A 24651-nucleotide genomic window follows, 5' to 3' on the forward strand; every position below is an offset into this window, starting at 1 on the left:
TGTACAGCTTCGTCACCCGGCGCGCCGCATCCTGCCTGCACTGCGGCCGCCATTCTCCTCGAACAGCGCGGCAAGCTGCTCCGTCATCGCGCCGGCAAGTTCGTCAGCATCGACGATGGTCACGGCCTTGCGATAATAGCGGGTGACGTCATGACCGATGCCGATCGCCAGGAGCTCGACGGGCGAGCGGGTCTCGATCTGCTCGATGACCGCGCGAAGGTGCCGCTCCAGATAGTTGCCCGGATTGACGGAGAGCGTCGAGTCGTCGACGGGCGCGCCATCTGAGATCATCATCAGGATCTTGCGTTGCTCCGGCCGGCCGATCAGGCGATTATGCGCCCACATCAGCGCTTCGCCGTCGATATTCTCCTTGAGCAGGCCCTCGCGCATCATCAGCCCGAGGTTGCGGCGCGAGCGACGCCAGGGTGCATCGGCAGACTTGTAGACGATGTGACGGAGATCATTGAGGCGGCCCGGGTTGGCCGGTTTCCCGCTCGCCAGCCAGCTTTCGCGCGATTGCCCACCCTTCCAGGCCTTGGTGGTGAAGCCGAGGATTTCGACCTTGACGCCGCAACGCTCCAGCGTGCGGGCAAGGATATCGGCGCAGGTGGCGGCGACCGTGATCGGGCGCCCACGCATTGAGCCGGAATTGTCCAGCACCAGAGACACGACCGTGTCCCTGAACTGCGTGTCCCGCTCCTTCTTGAAGGAAAGGGGCTGCATCGGATCGATGACCAGGCGCACCAGTCGGGCAGAGTCGAGATAGCCTTCTTCGAGATCGAAATCCCATGAACGGTTCTGCTGCGCCATCAGGCGGCGCTGCAATCGGTTCGCCAGTCGCCCCACAGCCCCCTGGAGATGCGACAGTTGCTTGTCGAGAAAGGCGCGCAGGCGGTCCAGCTCAGCCTCGTCACACAGCTCCTCAGCAAGGACCTCCTCGTCGAATTCCTGCGTGAAGATGCGATAATCGACCTTCTCGTTGAAGTCGTCGAAGGGGCTGTGCGGCCGCTTGGTCTCGCCAGGCGTCTCCGAATGATCGTCCGCCTCATCCGACATCTCGTCGTCGGACATTTCGGCGCCATCCATCTCGCCTTCGTCCATCTCATCGTCGGCAGCTTCGCTCTGCTCCGCCGGCGCGGCATCAGAACCAGCCTCCTCCTCGACCTCCTCGTTCTCGGTCTCGTTGCTGCGCGGCTGCTCGTCGTCGTTCGGGTTCTCCATCTCCTCGGGCTCGGACTCTTCGTCCCCGAGGTCTTCGGCCACCTGCATCGACGAGAGCATGTGGCGCACGAGCTTCCCGAAGGCTTGCTGATCTTCGATGGCTCCCTTCAGGCTGTCGAGATCGGTACCCGCCTTTTCCTCGATGAACGGGCGCCAGAGTTCGAGGACCTTGCCGGCACTTTCCGGTGCCTTGGTGCCGGCGAGCTTCTCGCGCACCAGCATCGCCATGGCTTCTGCCAGCGGCGCGTCGTCCTGGCGCTCGATCCCGGAAAAATTCGCCTTGGCGTATTTCTCGGCATTCATGGAGTTGAGGTTCGCGGCAACGCCCGTCATGCGCAATGCACCGAGCGATTCGACCCGGGCCTGCTCCACGGCATCGAATACGCTACGGGCATCAGAGCCCTGGGGAGAGAGACTCGCATGCGTGCCGGTATCGTGACAGGCGAGTCGCAGCGCCATGGAGTCACCAAGGCCGCGGGTTACCGCGAGCTCATGCGCCGTCGGACGTTTTGATATCTCCGGCAGGCGTATCCGCTCTCCCGCCATTCCGGGACGCTCATTGGCGAAGCTGACCTCGACCTCCGCGTCTCCAGCGATGGAGCGGACACAACCGGTAATCGCCCGGCGCATCGGCTCAGTGTCCACCGGGCCGCCCGACCTGCTCTTCTGGTTGTCTCCGGGGCCTGCCATTCTGATCCTGCCTCAGGCTCCGAGCACGATGTTCGCCGCGCTCTCCTTCAGCTCGACGCCGAAGGCGCGCTGATACTGCTCCGCGACCAGCGTCCGCTCCAGTTCGTCGCACTTATTGAGGAAGGTGATCCGGAAGGCAAATGCCACGTCACCGAAGATCTCGGCATTCTCAGCCCAGGTGATGACGGTACGCGGGCTCATGACCGTCGAAAGATCGCCGTTCATGAAGGCGGAGCGGGTGAGATCTGCGACGCGCACCATCTTCGAGACCGTCTCACGGCCCTCGGCCGTCTTGCCGAAGCTCTTCACCTTGGCGGCAACGATGTCGACTTCCTTGTCGTGCGGCAGGTAGTTCAGCGTCGTGACGATAGACCAGCGGTCCATCTGCGCCTGGTTGATCTGCTGCGTGCCGTGATAGAGGCCGGTCGTGTCGCCAAGGCCGACCGTATTGGCGGTCGCAAACAGGCGGAAGGCCGGATGCGGGCGAATGACCCGGCTCTGGTCGAGAAGCGTCAGGCGGCCCGAGGATTCCAGAACGCGCTGGATTACGAACATCACGTCCGGGCGACCCGCATCATATTCGTCGAAGACGAGCGCGACATTGTGCTGGTACGCCCAGGGCAGGATGCCGTCCTTGAACTCGGTGACCTGCTTGCCATCCTTGAGGACGATCGCGTCCTTGCCGACGAGGTCGATACGGCTGACATGGCTGTCGAGGTTGACGCGCACGCACGGCCAGTTGAGGCGCGCTGCGACCTGCTCGATATGCGTGGACTTGCCGGTACCGTGATAGCCGGAGACCATGACGCGCCGATTGTGCGCGAAACCGGCGAGGATGGCGAGCGTCGTGTCACGATCGAAGAGGTAGTCGGGGTCTAGGTCGGGAACATAGGGGTCGCCGCTGCTATAGGCCGGCACCCTGATGTCGGTGTCGATGCCGAAGACCTCCCGGACGGAGACTGACGTGTCGGGAAGGTTCGAAATATCCAGATCGATCTTGCTCATTATCTCTCCAAGGCGCGAGCCACCGCCCGGCCGCCATATCCTCTGCCATTCGTCGTATCGCTTAGCAGAAACCGGCTTGCTTCAACAACTGATATGCTTGGATTACGGCGCGAAAACGTTCCTCGGAACCCCGGTCGCCGCCATTGGCGTCCGGGTGGTGCTTCTTGACCAGTTGCTTGTAGCGGCTCTTGATCTCGTCCGATGTGGCGCTTGCTGTGAGATCCAGCGTATCGAAGGCCTTGGCCTCCAGCGTCTTCAGCTTGCGTGCCTGCGGACGGGGCCGCGAGCCCTGTCCCTGGGACACGAAGCCGAAGGGATCCTTGATCCTGTTGTGTGAGGCGGCGGAGCCGGAACGCATGGTGGAGTGAAGCGGCGCGGTCTTCGATGCCTTGTTCACCCCCATCGTCCAGGTCGGCCGGTGACCGGTTATCGCTTCCTTCTGGTAGCGGGCGATCTCGCTGTCGGAGAGACCCGAGAAGTAGTTGTAGCCCTTGTTGTAGTCCTTCACATGCTCGAAGCAGAAGAGAAAGAACTGCCCCTCGGCATTGCGCCCGACCGGCGCCCGGTGAACGCCGGGCTTGTCGCATCCATCCCACTGGCACACCGGCGCCTCCACGGCAGTTTCCTGCTGCGGCTTCCGGCGCGTGCGAATGCGATCGAAGTATTTGGAATCGAGTTTCATACGGGCTCATTATGGGGTTCGGGCAGAGGCGCTACAAGAATTGACAAAGCGGTTTCTTGCTGGTTTCTGGGTAGCCCCCTTTCCCTGTCCTGGAGGCGATATGTCCATCAAAGCCCAGATCGAATCACTCCTCCAGGAGGGACTGCATCCGGAGCAGATCGAGGTGATCAACGAAAGCCATCAGCATGCCGGCCATCAGCCGGGTTTCGACGGCGCCGGAGAAACGCACGTGCGGGTCAGGATCGTCGCCATGCAGTTCGGCGGCATGAGCCGGCTGCAGCGCCACCGGGCCGTCAACGACCTCTTGAAGCCCGTGCTGGATGCGGGACTGCACGCCCTGGCGATCGAGGCCGCGGCACCGGGAGAGCCCCGACGGTGGTAAGCCTCATTCGGCGGGAAGGTTCACCTCCGCCGGTCGGATCCTCAAGCGGGTAATCCGGTTTTTCTCGCGCTTCATGATGATGAAGCGCTTGCCATAGAAGGTGAAGGCCTGCCGCTCCCGCGGGATCAGCTTCGATTCGTGGATCACCAGGCCCGCGATCGTGGTCGCCTCGTCGTCGGGCAGGTTCCAGTCGAGCGCCCGGTTCAGGTCGCGGATCGGGACCGATCCGTCGACGATGATAGAGCCGTCGGCCTCCTGCCGCACGCCTTCAATCTCCAGGTCGTGCTCATCGGAAATGTCCCCGACGATTTCCTCGAGGATATCCTCGAGCGTGACGATGCCCTGCACTTCTCCATACTCGTCCACGACAACGGCAAAGTGGACCTTGCGGCGAAGAAACGCGTTGAGCTGGTCCTTCAGCGTCGTGCTGTCCGGGACGAACCACGGCTTCTGGGCAATCTTGACGATGTCAAGGTTCTCCGGCTCGACATTCGGCTCTGCCAACGCCCGCAGGAGATCTTTGGCATGGACGACGCCGATAATGTTCTCCGTCGAGTTCCGCCAGACAGGCATGCGGGTAAACGGGCTCTCCAGAACCGTCCTGACCGCTACCTCAGGCGGATCGTCGGCATTGACGGCCCTCATGACGGTGCGATGTTTCATGACGTCGGAGACTTCGAGCTCCTCCAGGTCAAGAAGGCCGCCGACACGGTCGCGATCCGCCTTCTTGAAGCCGCCCTCGCGGTGAAGATGGTCGAGCGCACTCCGAAGCTCCTCATGGGCGGAGAGCATGGACCCTTCGCTCGAGAGGTTGATCCCCACCAGGGAGAGCAGCCCGCGGACGAGGGCGTTAACCCCGCTTGAGAGGGGACCGACCACGACCACGAAGAGACGCACCACCGGCGCCACCACCATCGCGAAGCGGTCTGGCGAGGAGATTGCCCAGCTCTTGGGAAGCACTTCCGAGAAGATCACCAGCAGGACCGTCATCAGAAGCGTGGCGAACGCCACACCCGAATCTCCGAACAGGCCGAGGAAGAGACTGGTGGCGAGCGACGACGCCAGGATGTTCACCAGGTTGTTTCCGATCAGAAGTGCGCCAATCAGGCGGTCGCGACGCCTGATCAGGGATGCGACCACGCCGGCCCGTTGATCGCCGTTGGCCTCGAGCGTGTGCATTCGCGCCGGAGAGGCTGCCGTAAGCGCCGTCTCGGAACCGGAGAAGAAAGCGGAGGCGCCGATCAGAACGAGGATCGAGACGACCGTTAGCCAGTATTCCGAGAGCACGGAGACAAAGGTTTCCATCATCAGGATCGCATGTCCTCCAGGAAGCTGGCGACCTCCGATGGCGGCACGTCATCGGCGACGAACGACTGCCCCACGCCGCGGGTGAGGATGAAGGTGAGCTTTCCGCCCTTGACCTTCTTGTCCTGGGCGATCGCATCCATGAGAACATCAGTCGGCGGCAGTTCGCCCTCGATGTCGGTGATCCGCGTCGGCAGGCCGACCTCGGACAGATGCGCGGCAACACGCTGAGCGTCATCCGGGCTTGCAAGGTTCAGCCGGGCGGAGAACTGATGCGCGAGCACCATGCCGATCGCGACGCCCTCTCCGTGGACGAGGCGGCTGCTGTCGTAGGACGTTGCCGCCTCGAGGGCGTGGCCGAAAGTGTGCCCGAGATTGAGCAGGGCGCGACGACCCGTCTCCCGCTCGTCCTCGACGACCACGTCTGCCTTGGCCCGGCAACTGATGGCGATCGCCTCGTTCCGTTCCGGGCCACCCTCGAAGACCTGCTTCCAGTGCTTCTCGAGCCAGTGGAAGAAATAAGGCTTGTCGATCAGTCCGTATTTCACGACCTCGGCGTAACCAGCCCGGAATTCCCGCGGCGACAGGCTGTCGAGAACGGCTGTGTCGGCAAGCACCAGATCGGGCTGGTGGAAGACGCCCAGAAGGTTCTTGCCATGGCGCGTGTTGATGCCGGTCTTGCCGCCCACGGAGGAATCCACCTGTGCGAGGAGCGAGGTCGGGATCTGCACGAAGCGCACTCCCCGACGGACTATGCCCGCTGCAAAACCGGCCAGATCGCCGATGACGCCGCCGCCGAGAGCGATCACGGCATCGTTGCGCTCGATCTTCGCCGACAGCACCATGTCCGCAACCGCGGCCAGATTGTCGAAGCTCTTGGTCTTCTCGCCTGCCGGCAATGTCAGCGAAACGGCCTCGATACCGTCGGTCTGCAGGCTGTCCATGAGCGGTGCCAGGTAATGCGATGCGACGTTCTCGTCGGTGATGATCGCAGCCCGCCTGCCCTTCAGGCGTGCCGTGAATTCTCCGCCCGCGCGACCGATGAGCCCGGGGCCGATCAGGATGTCGTAGGCACGCTCCCCGAGAGGGACATGGACGATACGTTCCTCCGCAGGCCTGAGCATTGCAGCACTCATTTCCCCTGACCTTTCTCTGCGAGTTCGACAACTGCAGACAAGACGTTCGTCACCATGGTCTCCTTGCGGACATTGCCGGAATAGACGGTGAGGTCCGCCTCTGCATAAATCGGGTACCGATGATTCATGAGGTTCTCCAGCGTCGCCTTCGGGTTTTCCGTCTTCAGGAGTGGCCGATGGTCACGTTTGTTGACCCGCTCCCACAGTACATCGAGGTCCGCTTTCAGCCAGACGGATATGCCGCCCTGCTTGATAAGCCTGCGGGTATTGTCGTTGATGAACGCCCCTCCGCCCGTCGAAATGACCCGCGGTCCGCCTTTCAGCAGCCTGTCGATCACCCTTGCCTCCAGCGCCCGGAATTCGGGCTCGCCATAGCTGGCGAAGAGTTCGGCGATCGTCATCCGGGAGACCTTCTCGATCTCTCCGTCGGTATCCACGAAGGGAATGGAGAGAGCCTGCGCCACCATCTTGCCGATCACCGACTTGCCCGCCCCCATTAGGCCGACAAAGACGAGGTTGCGCTTGCCAAGGGCAGCGCGAGCCTGTTCCGCAAGCGAGGACGCCGCGACGGGTGCTAGGAGGTCTGTCATAGGCCTGTATCCATTTCGTCAACGGTATCGACAAATGGACCGGCAGCGTCAAGTCGTGCTGCCGCGAAAGAGGTCGCTCGCGGCGGGCTTGCCTGACCGCAAGGGTTTACGCATATAGTGCGCACTCGCACCGGAGTGCGAACGGAGCCGTCAATCTATGCCCACCCTCTTTCGCTTCCTCTTCATCCTGACGGCCATCGCCGGCGTGATCTATGGGAGCATGGTGGCCCTCGTCCTCCTCGTGGAACCACGCGAGCGGGAAGTCTCCGTGCGGGTTCCGTCGGAGCGCCTGAACCCCGCCCCTCAGGAATAGTCGGCATGGCCGACCTCTCTCACGCCCACATCGAGGCCTTTCTCGAGATGATGAGCGCAGAGCGTGGCGCCGCCGGCAACACACTCGCGTCCTATCAGCGGGACCTCGATGACCTCCATTCCTTCCTGGCGGCAAAGAAGGTCTCCCCCATCACCGCCGGCAGCAGGGATCTCAGCGCCTACCTTTCGGACCTCGGGAAAAAGGGATTTGCCCCCAGCTCCCAGGCGCGCAGGTTGTCGGCGATGCGGCAGTTCTACAAGTTCCTCTACGCGGAGGGCCTTAGGGGCGACGACCCGACATCCACCCTGGACAGCCCAAAGAAACGCAGGGCGCTGCCGAAAACCATGAGCGAGGACGACGTTACGCGTCTTCTGGAGCAGGCGGCACGAGAGGCGGATGATCCATCGCCGGGCCAGTATGTCCGTCTTCGCATGCTGGCCCTGCTCGAACTCCTCTACGCCACCGGCATGCGCGTCAGCGAGCTCGTCTCCCTGCCCGCCCGCGTCCTCAGCCAGGAGGGCCGCTTCCTGATTATCCGGGGTAAGGGCAACAAGGAACGGCTCGTCCCGCTTTCGAAATCCGCGATCCACGTCCTGCAGCGATACGGGCAGGCCCGGCAGGCGGAACTGGCGGAAGCAGGCGACAACCCTTGGCTTTTCCCTTCGCCAGGAAAGGACGGGTACCTGCCGCGCCAGGTCTTTGCCCGCGACCTGAAGGCGATTGCCGCACGCGCCGGACTTAGAGCCGCCGCAATTTCACCGCACGTCATGCGCCACGCGTTCGCGAGCCACCTCCTGCAGCACGGAGCGGACCTGCGCATCGTTCAGGAACTGCTCGGTCACTCCGACATTTCCACCACACAGATATACACTCATGTGCTCGAAGAACGGCTGAGGCAGTTGGTGCAGACGCACCACCCCCTTGCAAAAACCGGCGAAAACCGGGAATAGAAGGCCGCCGCCAAGCCAGAATGATCGGAACACGGATCTCATGCAGACTTATCTCGACTTCGAAAAGCCTATCTCAGACCTCGAGGGGAAGATCCACGAACTGAAGAAGCTTGCCGCTGAAGACGAGAGCATCGACACATCCGAAGAGATCGCGAGACTTGAAGGACGCGTTCGCGAAGCGACCGAAGAGATCTATTCAAAGCTGAACGCCTGGCAGAAGACCCAGGTAGCGCGTCATCCCCAGCGCCCGCATTTCGTCGATTATGCGTCGCATCTGCTGACCGACTTCACACCGCTCGCGGGCGACCGAGGTTTCGGCGAGGATGCGGCGATCCAGGCCGGTCTCGCACGCTTTCGCGGACAGCCTGTCGCGGTGATCGGCCAGGAAAAGGGCCACGACACGAAGAGCCGCCTCAAGCACAATTTCGGCAGCCCTCGTCCGGAAGGCTATCGCAAGGCGATCCGCGTCATGGAAATGGCCGACCGCTTCGGTTTGCCGATCATCTCGCTGGTTGACACCGCAGGCGCCTATCCGGGTGTCGGGGCGGAGGAACGTGGACAAGCGGAAGCAATCGCCCGTTCCACTGAAATGTGTCTTGCAGTGCGCGTTCCCATGGTCTCGGTCGTCATCGGCGAGGGCGGTTCCGGCGGAGCCATCGCCATTGCGACAGGCAATCGCGTCTACATGCTCCAGAACGCGATCTATTCGGTGATTTCGCCCGAAGGTGCGGCATCCATCCTGTGGCGGGATTCGACCCGTGCCAAGGAAGCCGCCACCAATATGCGGATCACGGCGGAAGACCTGAAGGAGCTAGGCATCATCGACGACATCATCCCCGAGCCCGTCGGCGGCGCTCACAGGGATCCGCAAACGGTTATCACGGCTACCGGGAATGTCATTGAAGAGGCCTTGGCGGAACTCGGCAAACTGTCGGGCGACGAGGTGCGCGCGGCACGGCGCCAGAAGTTCCTCCAGATCGGCCGTAACCTCTGAAGGGTGCAGTCTTAGCTCAATTTGGCCACATTGCTGATCAGGGTGGCACTTAGCCGCAGTTTTGCTATACAGACGGGGACGAGCGGTTAAGAAGATGTAAAGATTACCGCTTCATTATCGCTGCTGTTACGCAGATACTTATGTCCGCAATACACAGTCACGTGGTCCTATGCCGATGCGCCTGAAAAACATCGCTCTCGCTCTCGCACTCGCGACTGCCCTTGCAGGCTGCAATGATACTCTCGACTCCGTCGACGTGTCCAAGATCAAGAACAAGGTCGAGCACCCCCTGCCCTCGCGCATTGTCGCTGAGATGCAGAAGAAGAACATGCCGCGCACGTCGCCGATCATGATCCGCATCTTCAAGGAAGAAGGTGTCCTGGAGGTCTGGAAGGCGAAAGCCGACAACCGCTTCGACATGATCTCGAGCTACCAGATCTGCGCGTGGTCGGGAAAGCTGGGCCCGAAGAAGAAGGAAGGCGACAGGCAGGCACCCGAAGGCTTCTACAACCTGACGCCGGCGCATCTCAATCCAAACTCCAAGTACTTCCTCGCCATCAATACCGGCTTCCCGAACCGTTATGACCAGGTCAACGGCCGGACCGGTTCCAACCTGATGATCCACGGCGCCTGCTCCTCGTCCGGATGCTATTCGATGACCGACGAGCAGGTTCTGGAAATCTATGCCTTTGCGCGCGACGCCTTCAAGGGTGGTCAGTCCGCCGTGCAACTGCAGGCCTTTCCCTTCCGGATGACGGCGGAAAACATGGCCCGCCACCGTGGCAGCGAGCACTACGACTTCTGGCAGATGCTGAAGACCGGCTACGACAACTTCGAGGTGACGAAGCGTCCCCCCGAGGTGAATGTCTGCGAGAAAAAGTACGTCTTCAACCAGCAGGTCGAGGGCGCAGCGACCTTCAACGCAGCGGCAGCCTGCCCGCCGATGTCGACACCCCCGGGCTTGATGGCCGCTCTCGCATCCCATCAGCAGAGCTACGAAGTTGCCTATGCGAAGGCCGTCAAGAAGCTTGACGGCATGGTCTGGTACGAGCCCTCCGAAGCCGAGCGAAAGGCCGTGGTTGCCGAGAAGCGCAAGGGCCGGGACATTGCCTATGCCCCGACCGGTACCTCTCTCGAAGCCGGCAAGCTGATGAAGCGCGAGGAGTTCGAGGCGCTGATGGCCAAGCGCACGGCGCCGGAAAGCAAACCCGCAACGACCATGCTTGCCTCGACGTCCGCCCGTCCGGCAACGGCGGCGGAGCGTATGAAGCAGGACCGACTGCCGCGCCAGCAGAGCGAAATCGCAGGGGCCGCCCCGACTGCAGAACCGACGGCCACGGCCGATGCTTCGTCCACCACGGTGCCGATCCCGGTACAGAATCCGATGGCCTATGCCGCCCCGCCGGTTTCGGACAGCAAGAAGCGGCCGTTCTGGAAATTCTGGTCGCAGGAATGACGTCGGGGACGCTGGACTCCGCCTATGATTTGCGGGGTCTCAAATGCCCTCTTCCGGTGCTCAAGACCCGCCGGCGGCTGAAGTCGATGCGCTCCGGCGACGAGCTTATCGTCGAAACCAGCGACCCCTTGGCCGGCATCGACATCCCGCACTTCTGCCGGGAGGAAGGCCACGAACTGCTGCAGTCGGAAAAAACCAGCGACGGCCACCGCTTCTGCATCCGGAAGGGATAACCGGGAACGCACCTGTCACATCCGCAGCCCCGGGACCGCTAACGGATTGTCTTCAAGCGCGGCGCGATCGGGACGGTCGACGCACGGCTGCCCGTTGAAGGCGGCAAAGAGATCCGACACGAACTCTTCCGACAGTCCCTGCGTTATCAGCACCATACGCGTACATCGATCCGAGCCTGCCGGCCAGGCATCGAGCCGCTGGGGCGGGTGAAAGATGGACTGCACACCGTGCAGCACCAGCGGCCGGTCAGGATTGTCCGACAGCGCAACCACCGCCTTCATACGCAACAGCTTCTCTCCATGTGCAGAGCGAAGCAGATCGACGAACATGTCGATGGCCGCAGGATCTATGGGACGATCGCTGACCAGCGAGAACGAGCGGATATCCTCGCCATGGCGATTGACGTCGTGGTGATGGTGGTGGTGATGCTCACCATGATGATGGTGGTCACCGTGGTCATGATGATGATGGCCACTCCCTTGCGAGACCGCCACCAGTTCGTCCTGCAGCCATCGCCCAACATCAGGGCTCTTGGTCGCAGGGTCATAGAGACCGTTGGCGAGCATCGCAGCGCTCGCAGCTTCCGAAGCGTCGCCGTCCATGCGAGGCGCACGCGGGTTCAGCACGGCAAGGCGTGCCTCCAGCGCCTCCATCTGAGCTGCATCGGCGAGTGATTTCTTGGAAATGATGAGACGGTCCGCCACCGCAACCTGCTTTACGGCTTCCGCATGCCGGTCCAGCGTCGCCAGCCCATGGACGGCATCAACGACGGTGATGACGCCGTCGAGTTCGAAGTTCTGGACGATGACCGGATGCCCCATGATGGATTGCATGACCGGTGCGGGATCCGCGAGACCGGTCGTCTCGATGACGATCCGCCGCAACGGCTTCAGCTTTCCGGTCTGGATGGCATCCATGAAGTAAGCAAGCGTATCGACCAGTTCTCCCCGCACGGTGCAGCAGAGGCAACCGTCCGACAGCTGAACCAGTGCGTCGCCGGACGCCTCCACAAGCAGGTTGTCGATCCCGACCTCGCCGAACTCGTTGATGATGACCGCGGTATCGGTGATCGCGGGATCCTTCAGGATCCGGTTGAGAAGCGTCGACTTTCCGGCGCCGAGAAAGCCGGTGAGAATCGAAACGGGAATGCGGCCGGAAGCAGGAGACATGGCCTCGGCTCAGAACGTCGGTCGTGGGAGCGGGATCGGCACGTTGGCGATCTCGTTCTGGCCCTTGGTGCTCGCCGCGACTTCCGAACCTGGAATCAGCCCCGCAAAGCTGTAGCGCGGCGGCCGTGACATCTCCTTGATGTAAGGAGAATGCACGATCATCCGCCCGGCATCGTCACGGCCTTCGCTGCGCACCTTGGCTGCCTGCGGGTTGCAGATCTCGGCACTCACGTCATTGACGGTGGCCGTATCACCATAGGGAGCGAGGGCTGAGAGCGGCACCCCTTGGCCTGGAGGCGCGGAAAGGCCCTTCTGCAGGAGATCGGCGGATTCGTCCGCACGCCCGGCAAGGCTGTCGGAGCCGAGAACGACGGAAATGACGGTGCGGCCGTTCCGCGTCGCCGACGACACCTGGTTGAACCCGGATGCGCAGATGAAGCCCGTCTTCATGCCGTCAGCGCCGTCGAAGCGGCCGACGAGCATGTTGAAATTGGCATAGTTCTTCTTGCCGGTACTGACACCCTCGAGCGCAAAATATCCAGCATATTCAGGAAACTCCCGCTTCAGCTGCATGGCAAGAACGGCCATGTCCCGGGCGGTCGTATATTGTCCCTTGCCCGGCAGGCCATGCGGGTTGATGAATCGGGTCGAGGTCATCCCCAATCGTCCGGCCTCGGAGTTCATCATCACGATGAACTCGTCAAGGGTACCACCGACAGTCTCCGCGACGGCCACCGCGACGTCATTCGCGGATTTCACCAGCAGCAGCTTGAGGGCACTGTCGAGCGTGAGCTTCGAGCCCGGCTTGAAATACATCTTGCTGGCCGGCTGGTCCGCTGCCTTCTTGCTCATGATCACTTCCGTATCCAGCGCCAGCCTGCCGGACTTTAGAGCCTTGAAGGTCACATAGGCGGTCATCAGCTTGGTGAGGGAGGCGGGATACCATTTGCTGAACGCCTCTTCATGAGCGATCACCCGGCCCGTACGGACGTCCACGACCATGCTCGGATTGGCATGAGCGACACCCGCCGACGCGAACACCACAACGGCAAGGACGGATGCCATCAACCGGGGAAAACGCGGCAGGCTAGGGCAATTGTTCGGCAAGACGGTAACCTCGTTGTGTCGGAAACGAGCGTGGCCATAGGTGGCCTATGTGGCCAAGCAATGGCAAAGAAGATTGATTGCGTCAATCGCAACGGCCACTATGCAGTGGGACGAGGATTCACGATCTCGTTTGCGAGGCCCAAGGGGAAAGAATGCCGATCATCAACCGAGCCGCCGAACTTCAGGCGGAAGCGACGGAATGGCGCCGCCATCTGCACCAGCATCCCGAAATTCTCTACGACGTTCATGAAACCGCTGCCTTCGTGACAGCACGCCTCCACGAGTTCGGGGTGGACGAGATCGTCGGCGGCATCGGCGGTACCGGCGTCGTCGGAATCATCCGCGGCCGGGGACCGGGCGAACGGACGATCGGGTTGCGCGCCGACATGGACGCCTTGCCGCTTGAAGAGATGACGGGCAAGCCGTGGAGCTCGAAGATATCCGGCCGCATGCATGCCTGCGGGCATGACGGCCACACCGCCATGCTGCTTGGTGCGGCAAAATACCTTTCCGAAACCCGCAATTTCAACGGAGCCATCGCGGTCATCTTCCAGCCGGCCGAGGAAGGCGGCGCCGGAGCGCTGGCGATGATCCAGGACGGCCTGATGGAGCGGTTCCGGATCGACGAGGTCTATGGCATGCACAACATGCCTGGCATACCGATCGGCCAGTTCGCGATCCGTCGCGGCGCCATCATGGCCGCCCCTGACAAGTTCGCCATCACCGTCAGGGGCCGCGGCGGCCACGCGGCCCAGCCGCACCGAACGATCGACCCCATCCTCGTCGGCACCCAGATCGTCGGCGGCCTGCAGGCAATTGCCGCACGCAATGCCGACCCGCTGGCATCCGTCGTCGTTTCGGTGACCCGCTTCCAGGCGGGAACGACCCACAACATCATTCCCGACTGTGCCGAGCTCGGCGGAACCGTCCGCAGCCTCAACGAGGAGGTTCGCGATCTCGCCGAGCAGCGCATCCGACAGATCGTCGCCGGCATCACCCTTGCCCATGATGCGAATGCGGAAATTCACTACGAGCGCAATTGCCCCGTGACCATCAACCACGACGGCGAAACCGGACATGCCGCACGGGCAGCCACGGACGTGGTGGGAACGGCCAATCTCGATCTGGAGGCGGAGCCTTCGATGGCTGGAGAGGACTTTGCCTACATGCTGAGGAGCCGCCCCGGCGCCTTCATCTTCATCGGCAACGGCGACAGCACGCCTCTCCACAACCCCGCCTATGACTTCAGCGACGAGGCGATCGCCTACGGCATCTCCTATTGGGTGCGGCTGGCGGAACAACGCCTTAGTGATTGACGGCGGTGAACGAAGCCGGAAGCTCGCCTGCCCCGCCCCATGAAAAGGCTTGGCTTCGGCAGGCGGCTTTTGTATGGATGCTGGCAGTGGTCCCGTAGCTCAGCAGGATAGAGCACCAGATTCCTAATCTGGGGGTCGCGCGTTCGAATCGCGCCGGGATCACCACTCCTCAGATCCTTGCTTTGTAAGATTGCACTCGGCAAACCCGGCCATGCACTAGGTAGCTCCGGGACTAAACCACCCGGAAACGCACCTCGTCGAGGCCTTCCACGTATCCGGTCATCTCGTCGCCTCTGGAAATCGCGCCCACGCCCGCAGGGGTCCCGGATCACCCCAGGTCGAGCGCCGCCCGTATCGAGTCGTCGCTCTCGGTCTCCTGCACGACTACCCCGTACCAGCCGAGGCCGTCATAATCCTCATAGCCGAGGGTTTTGGCGAAGGCGACGATCGCTCCATTGCGATCATAGTAGCTGCCCTTGTCCTGCCCGGCCTTCTTCTGCAGGGCGTAGTGGGTGAAGAGCAGCGAGGGGCGCGTGGTAGCGATGACCTTGTTGTTGCCATCAAGGAGCATGACGATCGTCTTCTCGGCGACATGAGGTGGAAGGTTCGCTTCCTTTTCTACGATCGCCTGCCCCTGGATCTCCCAATCGAAATAGACGCCGAGCGTGCCGAGGAGCTGCCCATCCAGCCGTCCACCCTCCCGCACGCCCCTTGCATAGACCAGCGCTTTGCGTCCGTCGTGAAGGCGGCTCGGCTTGACGTCGTCAACGATGCAGTCGTCGCCGGAACCGCAGCGTCTCGCCGCAGCAAACCAGGGCTCGGCCGTAATGGTAGAACCTGCGATCTTTCTCTGGAACGTCGGATTGGCGGAGGCGACGATGCGGCCATCCAGATCTGTCAGCACCAGATCGAGATAGACGGTGTAGAAGCGATTGATGACGCCCAGCCTCTCGGAGGCAACCGCCCGAATTGCAGGATCGTCGCTTGAAAGCGCTTGCCAGAGCGCTGAGTCGGTCGCCCACCAGCGTACGTCCGCCGTACGCTCGAAGAGGTTGCGGACGATGAGCTGGACCAGTGTCTGGGCAAGGTCCGTCAATCGGACACCTTCCATCTCGACGACCAGCGCATCTGCCATGCTGCGACCGAGGCCGATACGCCCCAGCACGCGGGTTTCGAATTTCTCCGCGATCTCCGTGGCCGTCTGTGCCAGGCGCTGCACTTCGTTGGCGACGACCGCAAAACCCTTTCCCGTGTCTCCGGCCCTTGCCGCCTCGATCAGCGCATTGATTGCCAGCAGTCTTATCTGCCTGACCACATTGGCGTTGTCGGTGCTGAACCGCTCCAGCTCAATCCCGATGCCTTCGGTCACGATCTTCATGGTGCGGGGCGTTGCCGCTGGGTGGGACTCGTCCTGGAATTGCGCCAGCACTGGACGGCCTTGCCTCTCAGCAGCGAGAAGATGGAAAACAAATTGAAATGAAATTACTCAGCTATACTTCCGCAGTATGGTTAATATGTCGTTACATCAAATATGCCTTTTACAACCGAAGAAGCTGGATCAGAAAAATACCGGGAATCTCCAGGCCGAGCTTTTCCCGCCCCGTCAGGAACGCTAGCGCGGCCGGACATGCTCCATGCGGAAGCCAAGTCCTATCAGCCGGCCCGCGAGATGGGAAAGTACCGGCCAGCGGGCGATTCCGCGGATAAAGGCGGGCGGGCCTCTTCGCTTCTGCGAATCGTCCTGATCCTTCCGGCGGCTGCTACGCATCATCACCTGGAGTTTCTGGGTTGCCCTCGTCGGGAAACCGCGGCGTTTCTCCACCATCGCGAGATCGCCATCGGTTAGCCGCCCCTCCCGCAGCGGGCGGCCGAGAATATTTGCCGTCGCCACGGCATCCTGGATCGCGAGGTTCACGCCGACACCGCCGATGGGGGACATTGCGTGGGCAGCGTCGCCGATGCACAGAAGCCCCGGCCGCCACCATTTCTTCAGGCGATCGATGCGCACGGTGAGCAGGCTGACATCGTCGAAGCTCCTGAGCTCCTCCATGCGGTCCGGCGGCAGTGGAGAGACGTCCCGCACCATCTGGCGGAAAGGCTCGATCCCGCCTCGTTTGATCTCGGAGAACGTCCCCTTGCGGACGACGTAACCACACTGCCAGTAGTCGCCGCGGTCGATCAGCACCAGACCCTGGCGCGGGCCTGCGTGACCCATGACTTCTACCGGATCTCCCGGTTGCCGGCTGAGCTTCATCCAGAGGACCTCGCTCGGCATGCCGAGGTTTTCTACCTCGAGCCCGGCCTTCTGCCGGACCACCGAACTTCGGCCATCGGCTCCGACGACGAGCCTGGCCCGGATTGCGGTAAGGCCCGCCTCTGTTTCGATCTGAAGGCCGCCCACCCGGTCCCCCTCAACGATCACATCCACCACCCGAGCCGACATGATCAGCCGGAAATTCGGGTACTGCGCTGCCTTTCGAGCCAGGAAATTCAGGAAATCCCATTGCGGCATGAAGGCTATGAACCGATGCCTCACCGGCAGGCGCGAGAAATCAGCGATCGTTATGTTACGCCCGCCAACTTCTGCCGAGAGCTTCGGAGCGCGCGTGTGCGGCAGGGCCAGAAACTCCTCCGCCAGCCCCAGTTCGTGCATCACTTCCAGGGTCGAAGGATGGATCGTATCGCCGCGGAAGTCCCTCAGGAAATCGGCGTGTTTCTCCACGACGACGACATCGACACCGGCCCGGGCAAGCAGGAAGCCGAGCATCAGCCCGGCCGGGCCTGCGCCGGCGATCACACATGTGGTCTGCAGTTCGTCCTGATGATCCATGTCCCTACTTCGCCTGAACCGCGGCGACGATCAAGGTGCATCCGGTCGCAGCCTCGAGCGATCGGAGGTGACCCTTGTGACGAGCGTGCTTGGCCTGTAGACCCGTCAGGAGATCACCTGCAGGAAACAGAAAATGGCAATAGGCCCTGGCGCGCGGCGCCGCATCTCCATCCTCGGCTCGACCGGATCGATCGGCGTCAGCACGCTCGACGTCGTCGAGCAACTGGGTGGACGTGAGGCTTTCGATCTCGTCGCCATCACCGGCAACAGCAATGTGGAGCTCCTGGCGCGGCAGGCGAAGACTTTTGGAGCGAGAATGGCCGTCACGGCGGACGATGCCAGATATGCCGAACTGAAGGAAGCGCTCGCCGGAACAGGCATCGAGGCGGGCGCTGGCCGCAAGGCGGTCATGGAAGCTGCTGCAGCCGAAGCCGAATGGGTGATGGCCGCGATCGTCGGCACGGCCGGTCTGGCGCCGACACTTGCGGCCGCCCGAAGAGGCGCAGATATCGCGCTTGCCAACAAGGAATGCCTGGTTTCCGCCGGCGATCTCTTCGTGCACGCGGTCAGGGAAGGTGGCGGGCGCCTCATTCCCGTGGACAGCGAGCACAGCGCCATCTTCCAGTCCCTGGAGGACGACCAGCATCATGCGATAGAGCGGATTGTGCTCACCGCCTCCGGCGGCCCGTTCCGGACATGGTCGCGCGACCAAATGGCAGACGTTACGGTCGATGTCGCGAAGGCGCATCCCAACTGGTCCATGGGTCTGAAGATCTCGATCGGCAGCGCGTCCATGTTCAACAAGGCGCTGGAGATGATCGAGGCGAAGCATCTCTTCGACCTCAGGCCGGACCAGATCGAGGTGATCGTCCACCCGCAGTCGATCATTCATTCCATGGTCGGCTATAGGGACGGTTCAATTCTGGCGCAGCTCGGCGCACCGGACATGCGCACCGCCATCGGCTATGCGCTCACCTACCCGGATCGGCCTCAGTTGAACGTCGAGCGGCTCGACTTCGCCAAGCTCGCAAGGCTGGACTTCGAGGCGCCGGACGAGGTGCGCTTCCCGGCATTACGGCTGGCGCGAACTGCGCTGGAACGCGGCGGCGCCCAGGGCGCGGTGATGAATGCCGCCGAGGAAGTGGCCTTCGACGCCTTCTGCGCCGGAAGGATCGGCTTCCTGGCGATGGCCGACATCGCCGAGGAGGTCATGGAGGCTATGATCGGCTATCCGGCTGCCGGCTCGATTGACGGGGTCTTTGCCGCGGATGCGGAGGCACGAAGGAGTGCTGCTGCTCTGGTCTCGAAAAGAACAATGGCCGCATAAGCGGCCATTTGCTTGATTTGTCTGGGGTGAGGTTCAGGCAACCGCGCGGGCGAGCGCGCAGCGCGACCAGAGCTGATGCACCCCATCGACGAGGCGCTCGAGATCGCCATCCGAATGCAGCGGCGTGGGGGTGATACGCAGGCGCTCCGTCTTGCGCGGCACCGTCGGGTAGTTGATCGGCTGCACGTAGATGTCGAACGAGTCGAGCAGGATGTCTGAGATCCACTTGCACTTGGCAGCGTCGCCCACCATGATCGGCACGATGTGGCTGGGATTGTGCATGTGCGGAATGCCTCGGGCATCGAGCAGCGAACGTAGCTTCTTGACGCGGTCCTGATGGCGGACGCGTTCGAAGGGGCTGGCCTTCAGGTGCCGGATCGAGGCGATCGCGCCGGCAGCGAGCGTCGGCGGCAGGGCGGTCGTAAAGATGAAGCCGGAAGCAAATGAGCGGATGAAGTCGCAGAGCGCTGTAGACGCCGCGATATAGCCCCCCATCACGCCGAAGGCCTTGCCGAGGGTGCCCTCGATGATCGTCAGGCGGTCCATCAGGCCTTCGCGCTCGGCGATGCCGCCGCCGCGCGGACCGTACATGCCAACCGCATGGACTTCGTCGAGATAGGTCATTGCACCGTATTTGTCGGCGAGATCACAGATCTCCTTGATCGGCGCGATGTCGCCATCCATGGAGTAGACCGATTCGAACGCGATCAGCTTCGGCGCGTTCGGATCGGCCGCGGCAAGCTTTGCCTCCAGGTCGTTGAGGTCGTTGTGCTTCCAGATCACCCGATCGCATTTGGCGTAGCGAATGCCTTCGATCATCGACGCGTGGTTCAACGCATCGGAGAAGATGATGAGGCCGGGAATCTTCTGGCCGAGCGTACCGAGCGTGGCCCAGTTGGAGATATAGCCGGAGGTGAAGACGAGCGCGGACTCCTTGCCGTGAAGATCGGCAAGCTCCTGCTCGAGAAGAACATGGTAGTGGGTGGTGCCAGAGATATTCCGGGTGCCTCCCGCACCCGCGCCACAGTGATCGATCGCCTCATGCATGGCTGCGATCACGGCTGGATGCTGGCCCATGCCGAGATAATCGTTGGAACACCAGACCGTAACTTCCTTGGGACCCTCGGGCGTGTGACGCGTGGCACGAGGGAAACTGCCGCGATGCCGCTCGAGATCGGCGAACACCCGGTAACGGCCTTCCTGGTGAAGACTGTCCAGTTCGCTCTTGAAAAATGCCTCGAAATCCATGTCACACTCCAGAACCCTGTAACGGTTTTGGTTTCTCGCTCGCTCCGCGTCAACCCCGCAGATTGGAATTAATCCAGACTGCGGCAATTGGACGTTATTTCGAACGGTTCCAGGGTCCGTGGTAGCCGATGCGGGCCACCACGGACTTGATCCACATCAAGTTGGGAAGGATATCCCGACTCTCCTCCTCACCCGGCTGCCTGGACGGCACGCTTGGCCATTACACGAACAAGATTGGCCCTGTAGTCCGCGCTCGCATGCATGTCGGCGAGCATATCCGCCTGACCGACTTCGGCTGTCATGACGGCTTCGGGCGACCAGGATGATGCCAGTGCTTCTTCCATGCCTCCATGGCGGAACACGCCGTTCGCTCCCGCACCCGTCACAGCCACACGGACCCCGTCCGGGCGCTTGGCGACGAAGACCCCGGCAAGCGCATAACGCGAAGCGGGATTGGCAAACTTTGCATAGCCTGCCTTCTCGGGCGCCTCGAAGGTCACGGCGGTCACCATCTCTCCCTCCTCCAGGGCCGTCTCGAAGAGACCGGTGAAGAACTCGTCCGCTCCGATCCACCGGCGATCCGTGATGATCGTTGCCCCGAGACCGAGCATGGCGGCCGGATAGTCAGCGGCCGGATCATTGTTGGCGATCGAACCGCCGATCGTTCCCATGTGCCTGACATGCGGATCGCCGATCATTCCGGCCAGATCGCAGATCGCCGGACAGACCGAGCGAAGGAGCGACGAGCCGGCGACATCCGCATGCGGCGTGGCTGCGCCGATTCGTACATTGCCGCCATCGAGGGAAATTCCCTTCAGGTCGGGAATGTGGCGCAGGTCGATCAGGTCCGACGGAGCGGCCAACCGCTGCTTCATCGTTGCGATCAGCGTCATTCCGCCGGACAGATAGCGCCCTTCCTCATGCTGGCTCTTCAGTTTGACAGCCTCCTCGACCGAGGAGGCGCGGTGATAGCTCGTTGCATACATGTCCGATCCTCCTCAGTGTGTCGCGCGCATAGCATGCCAGACCTTCATCGGCGTGGCGGGCATGGTCAGGCTGTTGTTGCCGATCGCGTCGGTGATGGCATTGATGAGCGCCGGCGGCGAACCGATTGCCCCCGCCTCGCCGCAGCCCTTGATGCCAAGCGGATTGCTTGGGCAGGGCGTGTTCTGATGCGAGAGGTTGAAGGACGGAAGGTCGTCCGCGCGAGGCATGGCATAGTCCATATAGCTCGCGGTGAGCAGTTGGCCGCTTTCCCGGTCATAGCGCACTTCTTCGAGCAGCGCCTGGCCGATCCCCTGCGCCAGCCCCCCATGCACCTGTCCTTCGACGATCAGAGGGTTGATGATATTGCCGAAATCGTCTGCCGCGACGAACTGGATGATCTCCGTCTTGCCCGTCTCCGGATCGACCTCGACCTCCGCGATATAGCATCCGGCCGGGAAGGTGAAGTTGGCAGGATCGTAGAAAGCCGTTTCCTTCAGCCCAGGCTCCATGCCCGATGGCAGGTTGTGGGCAGTATAGGCTGCCAGCGCCACCTGGAACCACGGTACGGTCTTGTCCGTACCCGCCACCTTCAGTTCGCCGTTCTCGATGACGATGTCGCTGTCATCCGCCTCCATCAGGTGGGCGGCGATCTTCTTCGCCTTCGCCTCGACCTTGTCCAGCGCCTTGACGACCGCCGACATGCCGACCGCACCGGAACGGGAGCCGTAGGTGCCCATCCCCATCTGTACCTTGTCGGTGTCGCCGTGAACGATGTTGACACTGTCGAGCGGCACGCCAAGCCGCTCCGCCACCAGTTGCGCAAACGTCGTCTCGTGACCCTGTCCATGGCTATGCGAGCCGGTCAGGACCTCGATCGTGCCGACGGCGTTCACCCGTACTTCCGCCGATTCCCACAGACCGACACCCGCACCCAGAGAGCCGACGGCAGCCGAAGGTGCAATGCCGCAGGCCTCGATGTAGCAGCTCATGCCGATTCCACGGCGTTTGCCACGGCCTTCCGCCTCTGCGCGGCGCGCCGCGAAGCCATCCCAATCGGCCGCCTGCATGGCGGCACTCAGCGATGCCTCGTAGTCGCCGGCGTCATAATTCATGATGACCGGCGTCTGATAGGGGAACGAACGGATGAAATTCTTGCGTCGCAATTCGGCGGGAGAAACCCCGAGCTCCCTGGCGGCCGTTTCCATCGTCCGCTCCAAGAGATACGTCGCCTCGGGACGCCCGGCGCCGCGATAGGCATCGACCGGTACCGTATTGGTGTAGACCGTGCGGACATTGGCATGGATCGACGGGATGGCGTACTGGCCGGAGAGCAGCGTAGCATAGAGATAGGTCGGTACGGCGGAGGAGAAGAGGGACATGTAGGCGCCGAGATTAGCGATCGTGTCCACCTTCAGGCCGATGATGCGATGATCAGCATCGAAGGCCATCTTGACCTTGGAGACATGGTCACGGCCATGCGCATCGGTCAGGAAGGCTTCCGTGCGATCCGAGGTCCACTTGACCGGGACCCCATTCTTCTTGGATGCCCAGAGACAGACGATCTCCTCCGGATAGATGTAGATCTTCGAGCCGAAGCCGCCGCCGACGTCGGGGGCAATCACCCTGAGCTTGTTTTCGGGAGCGACGTTATAGAAGGCGCTCATCACCAGACGCGCCACATGCGGGTTCTGGCTGGTCGTATAGCAAGTGTAATGATCCTCGGCCGTGTCATAGATGCCGAGGGTCGCACGCGGCTCCATAGGGTTGGGCGACAGCCGGTTATTGTGGATCTCGATCTCGGTGACGTGGGCGGCGGTTGCGATCGCCTGGTCCGTCGCCGAACCATCGCCGATCTCCCAATCGAAGATCAGATTGCCCGGCGCCTCCGGATGGATCTGCGGTGCGTCAGTCTCCAGCGCTGACACCGCCTCCGTCACCGCCGGAAGCTCCTCGTAGTCCACCACGACCGCTTCGGCTGCGTCACGTGCTTCCGCCGAGGAATCGGCGACGACGATCGCGACCGCATCGCCGACATAGCGGACGATCTCGTGCGCGAGCGGCCGCCAGGCGCCCATCTTCATTGGCGATCCGTCCTTGGAATGGATCATCCAGCCGCAGATCAGGTTGCCGATCCCATCGGCCTGTAGCTGCCTGCCGTCCAGCACATCGATGACGCCCGGCATGGCCTTCGCCGCGGCGGCATCGATGCCGCGTATCCTTGCATGGGCATAGGGGCTGCGAACAAAGTAGGCGTACTTCATTCCCGGCACCGACATGTCGTCCGTGTACCGGCCCTTGCCGGTCAGGAAGCGCTTGTCTTCCTTGCGGGTGACACGTGCACCAATTCCTTCAACACCCATTTTCATCTCCTCCAGAAATGAGCGAACAGCAACTTCGAAGGGCGAATATCCCGCGCCGCAGGAGCGGCTGTCGGTCCTATCCGCACACCTCGGTCTGGCTTGTCATTCCGCCGCCTGCCGGCCGGCCGCCATCTCGGCGTCGGCGGCAAGGACTGCCTTGACGATGTTGTGGTATCCGGTGCACCGGCAGATATTGCCTTCCAGTTGATGGCGCACGGTCGCTTCGTCGAGCTTGCCGCCGTGACGGTTGATCATATCGACAGCGGTCATCACCATGCCAGGCGTGCAGAAGCCGCACTGCAGGCCGTGGTGTTCCTTGAAGGCGGCCTGGACGGGATGAAGTTCGCCTTGTGCGGCGATTCCCTCGATGGTCGTGACGCTGGAGCCTGCCGCCTGGACGGCGAGGATGGAACAGCTCTTGACGGACTTCCCGTCCATGTGAACGACGCATGCGCCACACTGGGTCGTATCACACCCGACATGCGTTCCCGTCAGTCCCAGTTTCTCCCGGATGAAATGAACCAGCAGCGTGCGGTCGTCACACTCGCCACTCACCGTACGGCCGTTCACCGTCAGCGTCACTTTTACCATCGTGCTCCTCCTCGTGTCTCCTCCAGACACGCTCGCATCATTTTCCTTTTTGCCGACCCGATCAACCTCTAGCTTTGCGACGAGGAACATTTTTCCGATGAACGTTGATGGACGGTCCCGCTAGACATGACGCCCGTCAAATCCGGTGCAGAAAGATCCGACCACGATCGCCTTGGATCTATGGACATCGGCTGCGCCCGATCTATTGTAGCAATTGATGGGGCGCACGAATGCCGTGGGCAAAGGCGTCGCCGCCAGCCATTGATGACGTTGAGCTGTGGGAGAGAGACGATGAAAAGAACGCTTGTGCTCGTAATGACGGGATTGATGCTGGCAAGCTGCACCCAGACGGAACAGGGAGCCGCAATCGGTGCAGGCACCGGTGCCGTGATCGGCGGCCTGGCCACAGGCAATGTGCGGGGAGCCGCAGTCGGCGCCGCGATCGGCGGCGTTTCGGGAGCCTTGATCGGCTCGGTCGCCGAGCAGCCCGGCCAGTGCTACTACCGCGACCGCTATGGACGGCGTTACATCGACGACTGCCCGCGCCGTTACTGAGCCGCGCATATCCGGCTGTGGCCCCGGAGCAAGCTCCGGGGCTTTTCTTTTTAATAACAATCACCGAGCCATCAAAAGAGGTGTTCGGCCTCGGCTTTAACCGCTACATAGGCGGACTTGACGCTTGAAGACGGCTCGGAAGGCAAAGACCGATAGTGTGGGTGCGTAGACCAGTTAGCGAGGCAGCTGTCGCCTGCTTCCCA

At 62.2% G+C, this 24651-nt stretch carries 23 protein-coding genes and 1 tRNA gene; 10 read left to right on the plus strand and 14 right to left on the minus strand.

What is annotated here, in order from left to right; all coding sequences use genetic code 11:
* Positions 1-12: 12 nt before the first annotated feature.
* The 3 genes from cobT to NT26_RS16380 form a co-directional block, all read right to left on the minus strand.
* The gene (cobT, locus tag NT26_RS16370) at positions 13-1911 is read right to left on the minus strand and encodes a cobaltochelatase subunit CobT (protein ID WP_052640327.1); all 1899 of its coding nucleotides are present in this window, start codon (positions 1909-1911) and stop codon (positions 13-15) included.
* A gap of 12 nt (positions 1912-1923) precedes the next feature.
* Positions 1924-2916, minus strand: coding sequence for a cobaltochelatase subunit CobS (cobS, locus tag NT26_RS16375; RefSeq protein ID WP_052640328.1), 993 nt, complete (start codon positions 2914-2916; stop codon positions 1924-1926).
* Between the two features lie 61 nt (positions 2917-2977).
* Positions 2978-3598 (minus strand): J domain-containing protein, encoded by a 621-nt coding sequence (locus NT26_RS16380; protein ID WP_052640329.1) that lies wholly within the window; start codon positions 3596-3598, stop codon positions 2978-2980.
* 100 nt (positions 3599-3698) lie between these two features.
* Here NT26_RS16380 and NT26_RS16385 point away from each other — a divergent pair, with 100 nt between their 5' ends.
* Entirely contained in the window at positions 3699-3980 is a 282-nt protein-coding gene (locus NT26_RS16385; protein ID WP_052640330.1) for a BolA family protein, read from the plus strand.
* A gap of 3 nt (positions 3981-3983) precedes the next feature.
* On the opposite strand, the gene NT26_RS16390 is transcribed toward NT26_RS16385, so the two are convergent.
* Genes NT26_RS16390 through NT26_RS16400 form a run of 3 tightly spaced genes read right to left on the minus strand, consistent with a single transcriptional unit; the run spans position 3984 to position 7011 of the window.
* The gene (locus tag NT26_RS16390; protein WP_052640331.1) at positions 3984-5288 is read right to left on the minus strand and encodes an HlyC/CorC family transporter; all 1305 of its coding nucleotides are present in this window, start codon (positions 5286-5288) and stop codon (positions 3984-3986) included.
* Positions 5288-6421: a 3-dehydroquinate synthase gene (gene aroB / locus NT26_RS16395; protein ID WP_052640332.1), complete on the minus strand. Its 1134-nt coding sequence runs from the start codon at positions 6419-6421 to the stop codon at positions 5288-5290. The genes NT26_RS16390 and aroB overlap by 1 nt, the downstream gene beginning before the upstream one ends.
* Positions 6418-7011, minus strand: coding sequence for a shikimate kinase (locus NT26_RS16400; RefSeq protein WP_052640333.1), 594 nt, complete (start codon positions 7009-7011; stop codon positions 6418-6420). Before NT26_RS16400 ends, aroB begins: the two co-directional genes overlap by 4 nt.
* Before the next feature lie 157 nt (positions 7012-7168).
* On the opposite strand from NT26_RS16400, the gene NT26_RS23015 reads away from it, so the two are divergent.
* The 5 genes from NT26_RS23015 to NT26_RS16420 all read left to right on the plus strand — a co-directional run bounded on the left by NT26_RS23015 (position 7169) and on the right by NT26_RS16420 (position 10957).
* Positions 7169-7324, plus strand: coding sequence for a hypothetical protein (locus NT26_RS23015; protein WP_172972366.1), 156 nt, complete (start codon positions 7169-7171; stop codon positions 7322-7324).
* Between the two features lie 5 nt (positions 7325-7329).
* Positions 7330-8274, plus strand: coding sequence for a site-specific tyrosine recombinase XerD (gene xerD / locus NT26_RS16405; protein ID WP_052640334.1), 945 nt, complete (start codon positions 7330-7332; stop codon positions 8272-8274).
* A gap of 40 nt (positions 8275-8314) precedes the next feature.
* Entirely contained in the window at positions 8315-9268 is a 954-nt protein-coding gene (locus NT26_RS16410) for an acetyl-CoA carboxylase carboxyltransferase subunit alpha (RefSeq protein WP_052640335.1), read from the plus strand.
* Positions 9269-9443: 175 nt separating this feature from the next.
* Positions 9444-10724 (plus strand): L,D-transpeptidase family protein, encoded by a 1281-nt coding sequence (locus NT26_RS16415; RefSeq protein WP_052642292.1) that lies wholly within the window; start codon positions 9444-9446, stop codon positions 10722-10724.
* Entirely contained in the window at positions 10721-10957 is a 237-nt protein-coding gene (locus tag NT26_RS16420) for a sulfurtransferase TusA family protein (protein ID WP_052640336.1), read from the plus strand. The genes NT26_RS16415 and NT26_RS16420 overlap by 4 nt, the downstream gene beginning before the upstream one ends.
* A gap of 15 nt (positions 10958-10972) precedes the next feature.
* On the opposite strand, the gene NT26_RS16425 is transcribed toward NT26_RS16420, so the two are convergent.
* Positions 10973-12127: a CobW family GTP-binding protein gene (locus tag NT26_RS16425; RefSeq protein ID WP_052640337.1), complete on the minus strand. Its 1155-nt coding sequence runs from the start codon at positions 12125-12127 to the stop codon at positions 10973-10975.
* A 9-nt stretch (positions 12128-12136) separates the two neighbouring features.
* Positions 12137-13192 carry a D-alanyl-D-alanine carboxypeptidase family protein gene (locus NT26_RS16430; protein WP_082077745.1) on the minus strand — a complete coding sequence of 352 codons (1056 nt, stop codon included), beginning with the start codon at positions 13190-13192 and terminating at the stop codon, positions 12137-12139.
* A gap of 194 nt (positions 13193-13386) precedes the next feature.
* Here NT26_RS16430 and NT26_RS16435 point away from each other — a divergent pair, with 194 nt between their 5' ends.
* Positions 13387-14550: a M20 aminoacylase family protein gene (locus NT26_RS16435; protein WP_052640339.1), complete on the plus strand. Its 1164-nt coding sequence runs from the start codon at positions 13387-13389 to the stop codon at positions 14548-14550.
* Positions 14551-14638: 88 nt separating this feature from the next.
* Positions 14639-14715: transfer RNA gene (locus NT26_RS16440), tRNA-Arg, on the plus strand.
* A gap of 163 nt (positions 14716-14878) precedes the next feature.
* Here the strand turns inward: NT26_RS16440 and NT26_RS16445 are convergent.
* Both NT26_RS16445 and NT26_RS16450 read right to left on the minus strand, forming a co-directional pair.
* Positions 14879-15928 carry a methyl-accepting chemotaxis protein gene (locus NT26_RS16445; protein ID WP_052640340.1) on the minus strand — a complete coding sequence of 350 codons (1050 nt, stop codon included), beginning with the start codon at positions 15926-15928 and terminating at the stop codon, positions 14879-14881.
* Positions 15929-16162: 234 nt separating this feature from the next.
* On the minus strand, positions 16163-17380 hold the full coding sequence (locus tag NT26_RS16450) for an FAD-dependent oxidoreductase (RefSeq protein ID WP_052640341.1): 1218 nt from the start codon (positions 17378-17380) through the stop codon (positions 16163-16165).
* A gap of 133 nt (positions 17381-17513) precedes the next feature.
* On the opposite strand from NT26_RS16450, the gene dxr reads away from it, so the two are divergent.
* Positions 17514-18707, plus strand: coding sequence for a 1-deoxy-D-xylulose-5-phosphate reductoisomerase (dxr, locus tag NT26_RS16455; RefSeq protein WP_052640342.1), 1194 nt, complete (start codon positions 17514-17516; stop codon positions 18705-18707).
* Positions 18708-18740: 33 nt separating this feature from the next.
* Here dxr and hemA read toward each other — a convergent pair whose 3' ends face one another.
* The 4 genes from hemA to NT26_RS16475 all read right to left on the minus strand — a co-directional run bounded on the left by hemA (position 18741) and on the right by NT26_RS16475 (position 23893).
* On the minus strand, positions 18741-19955 hold the full coding sequence (hemA, locus tag NT26_RS16460) for a 5-aminolevulinate synthase (protein WP_052640343.1): 1215 nt from the start codon (positions 19953-19955) through the stop codon (positions 18741-18743).
* A gap of 188 nt (positions 19956-20143) precedes the next feature.
* Entirely contained in the window at positions 20144-20941 is a 798-nt protein-coding gene (locus tag NT26_RS16465) for an FAD binding domain-containing protein (RefSeq protein WP_052640344.1), read from the minus strand.
* A 12-nt stretch (positions 20942-20953) separates the two neighbouring features.
* Positions 20954-23302 carry a xanthine dehydrogenase family protein molybdopterin-binding subunit gene (locus tag NT26_RS16470; RefSeq protein WP_052640345.1) on the minus strand — a complete coding sequence of 783 codons (2349 nt, stop codon included), beginning with the start codon at positions 23300-23302 and terminating at the stop codon, positions 20954-20956.
* Between the two features lie 102 nt (positions 23303-23404).
* The gene (locus NT26_RS16475) at positions 23405-23893 is read right to left on the minus strand and encodes a (2Fe-2S)-binding protein (RefSeq protein WP_052640346.1); all 489 of its coding nucleotides are present in this window, start codon (positions 23891-23893) and stop codon (positions 23405-23407) included.
* A gap of 291 nt (positions 23894-24184) precedes the next feature.
* Here NT26_RS16475 and NT26_RS16480 point away from each other — a divergent pair, with 291 nt between their 5' ends.
* Entirely contained in the window at positions 24185-24448 is a 264-nt protein-coding gene (locus tag NT26_RS16480) for a YMGG-like glycine zipper-containing protein (protein ID WP_052640347.1), read from the plus strand.
* The last annotated feature ends 203 nt before the right edge of the window (positions 24449-24651 follow it).

The sequence above is a fragment of the Pseudorhizobium banfieldiae genome (assembly GCF_000967425.1).
Lineage (GTDB): Bacteria > Pseudomonadota > Alphaproteobacteria > Rhizobiales > Rhizobiaceae > Neorhizobium > Neorhizobium banfieldiae.

Bases quoted from the DNA above. Each gene is read 5' to 3' on its own strand.
- cobT (WP_052640327.1), bottom strand. From the start codon at position 1,911: ATGGCAGGCCCCGGAGACAACCAGAAGAGCAGGTCGGGCGGCCCGGTG.
- cobS (WP_052640328.1), bottom strand. From the start codon at position 2,916: ATGAGCAAGATCGATCTGGATATTTCGAACCTTCCCGACACGTCAGTC.
- NT26_RS16380 (WP_052640329.1), bottom strand. From the start codon at position 3,598: ATGAAACTCGATTCCAAATACTTCGATCGCATTCGCACGCGCCGGAAG.
- NT26_RS16385 (WP_052640330.1), top strand. From the start codon at position 3,699: ATGTCCATCAAAGCCCAGATCGAATCACTCCTCCAGGAGGGACTGCAT.
- NT26_RS16390 (WP_052640331.1), bottom strand. From the start codon at position 5,288: ATGATGGAAACCTTTGTCTCCGTGCTCTCGGAATACTGGCTAACGGTC.
- aroB (WP_052640332.1), bottom strand. From the start codon at position 6,421: ATGAGTGCTGCAATGCTCAGGCCTGCGGAGGAACGTATCGTCCATGTC.
- NT26_RS16400 (WP_052640333.1), bottom strand. From the start codon at position 7,011: ATGACAGACCTCCTAGCACCCGTCGCGGCGTCCTCGCTTGCGGAACAG.
- NT26_RS23015 (WP_172972366.1), top strand. From the start codon at position 7,169: ATGCCCACCCTCTTTCGCTTCCTCTTCATCCTGACGGCCATCGCCGGC.
- xerD (WP_052640334.1), top strand. From the start codon at position 7,330: ATGGCCGACCTCTCTCACGCCCACATCGAGGCCTTTCTCGAGATGATG.
- NT26_RS16410 (WP_052640335.1), top strand. From the start codon at position 8,315: ATGCAGACTTATCTCGACTTCGAAAAGCCTATCTCAGACCTCGAGGGG.
- NT26_RS16415 (WP_052642292.1), top strand. From the start codon at position 9,444: ATGCGCCTGAAAAACATCGCTCTCGCTCTCGCACTCGCGACTGCCCTT.
- NT26_RS16420 (WP_052640336.1), top strand. From the start codon at position 10,721: ATGACGTCGGGGACGCTGGACTCCGCCTATGATTTGCGGGGTCTCAAA.
- NT26_RS16425 (WP_052640337.1), bottom strand. From the start codon at position 12,127: ATGTCTCCTGCTTCCGGCCGCATTCCCGTTTCGATTCTCACCGGCTTT.
- NT26_RS16430 (WP_082077745.1), bottom strand. From the start codon at position 13,192: ATGGCATCCGTCCTTGCCGTTGTGGTGTTCGCGTCGGCGGGTGTCGCT.
- NT26_RS16435 (WP_052640339.1), top strand. From the start codon at position 13,387: ATGCCGATCATCAACCGAGCCGCCGAACTTCAGGCGGAAGCGACGGAA.
- NT26_RS16445 (WP_052640340.1), bottom strand. From the start codon at position 15,928: ATGAAGATCGTGACCGAAGGCATCGGGATTGAGCTGGAGCGGTTCAGC.
- NT26_RS16450 (WP_052640341.1), bottom strand. From the start codon at position 17,380: ATGGATCATCAGGACGAACTGCAGACCACATGTGTGATCGCCGGCGCA.
- dxr (WP_052640342.1), top strand. From the start codon at position 17,514: ATGGCAATAGGCCCTGGCGCGCGGCGCCGCATCTCCATCCTCGGCTCG.
- hemA (WP_052640343.1), bottom strand. From the start codon at position 19,955: ATGGATTTCGAGGCATTTTTCAAGAGCGAACTGGACAGTCTTCACCAG.
- NT26_RS16465 (WP_052640344.1), bottom strand. From the start codon at position 20,941: ATGTATGCAACGAGCTATCACCGCGCCTCCTCGGTCGAGGAGGCTGTC.
- NT26_RS16470 (WP_052640345.1), bottom strand. From the start codon at position 23,302: ATGGGTGTTGAAGGAATTGGTGCACGTGTCACCCGCAAGGAAGACAAG.
- NT26_RS16475 (WP_052640346.1), bottom strand. From the start codon at position 23,893: ATGGTAAAAGTGACGCTGACGGTGAACGGCCGTACGGTGAGTGGCGAG.
- NT26_RS16480 (WP_052640347.1), top strand. From the start codon at position 24,185: ATGAAAAGAACGCTTGTGCTCGTAATGACGGGATTGATGCTGGCAAGC.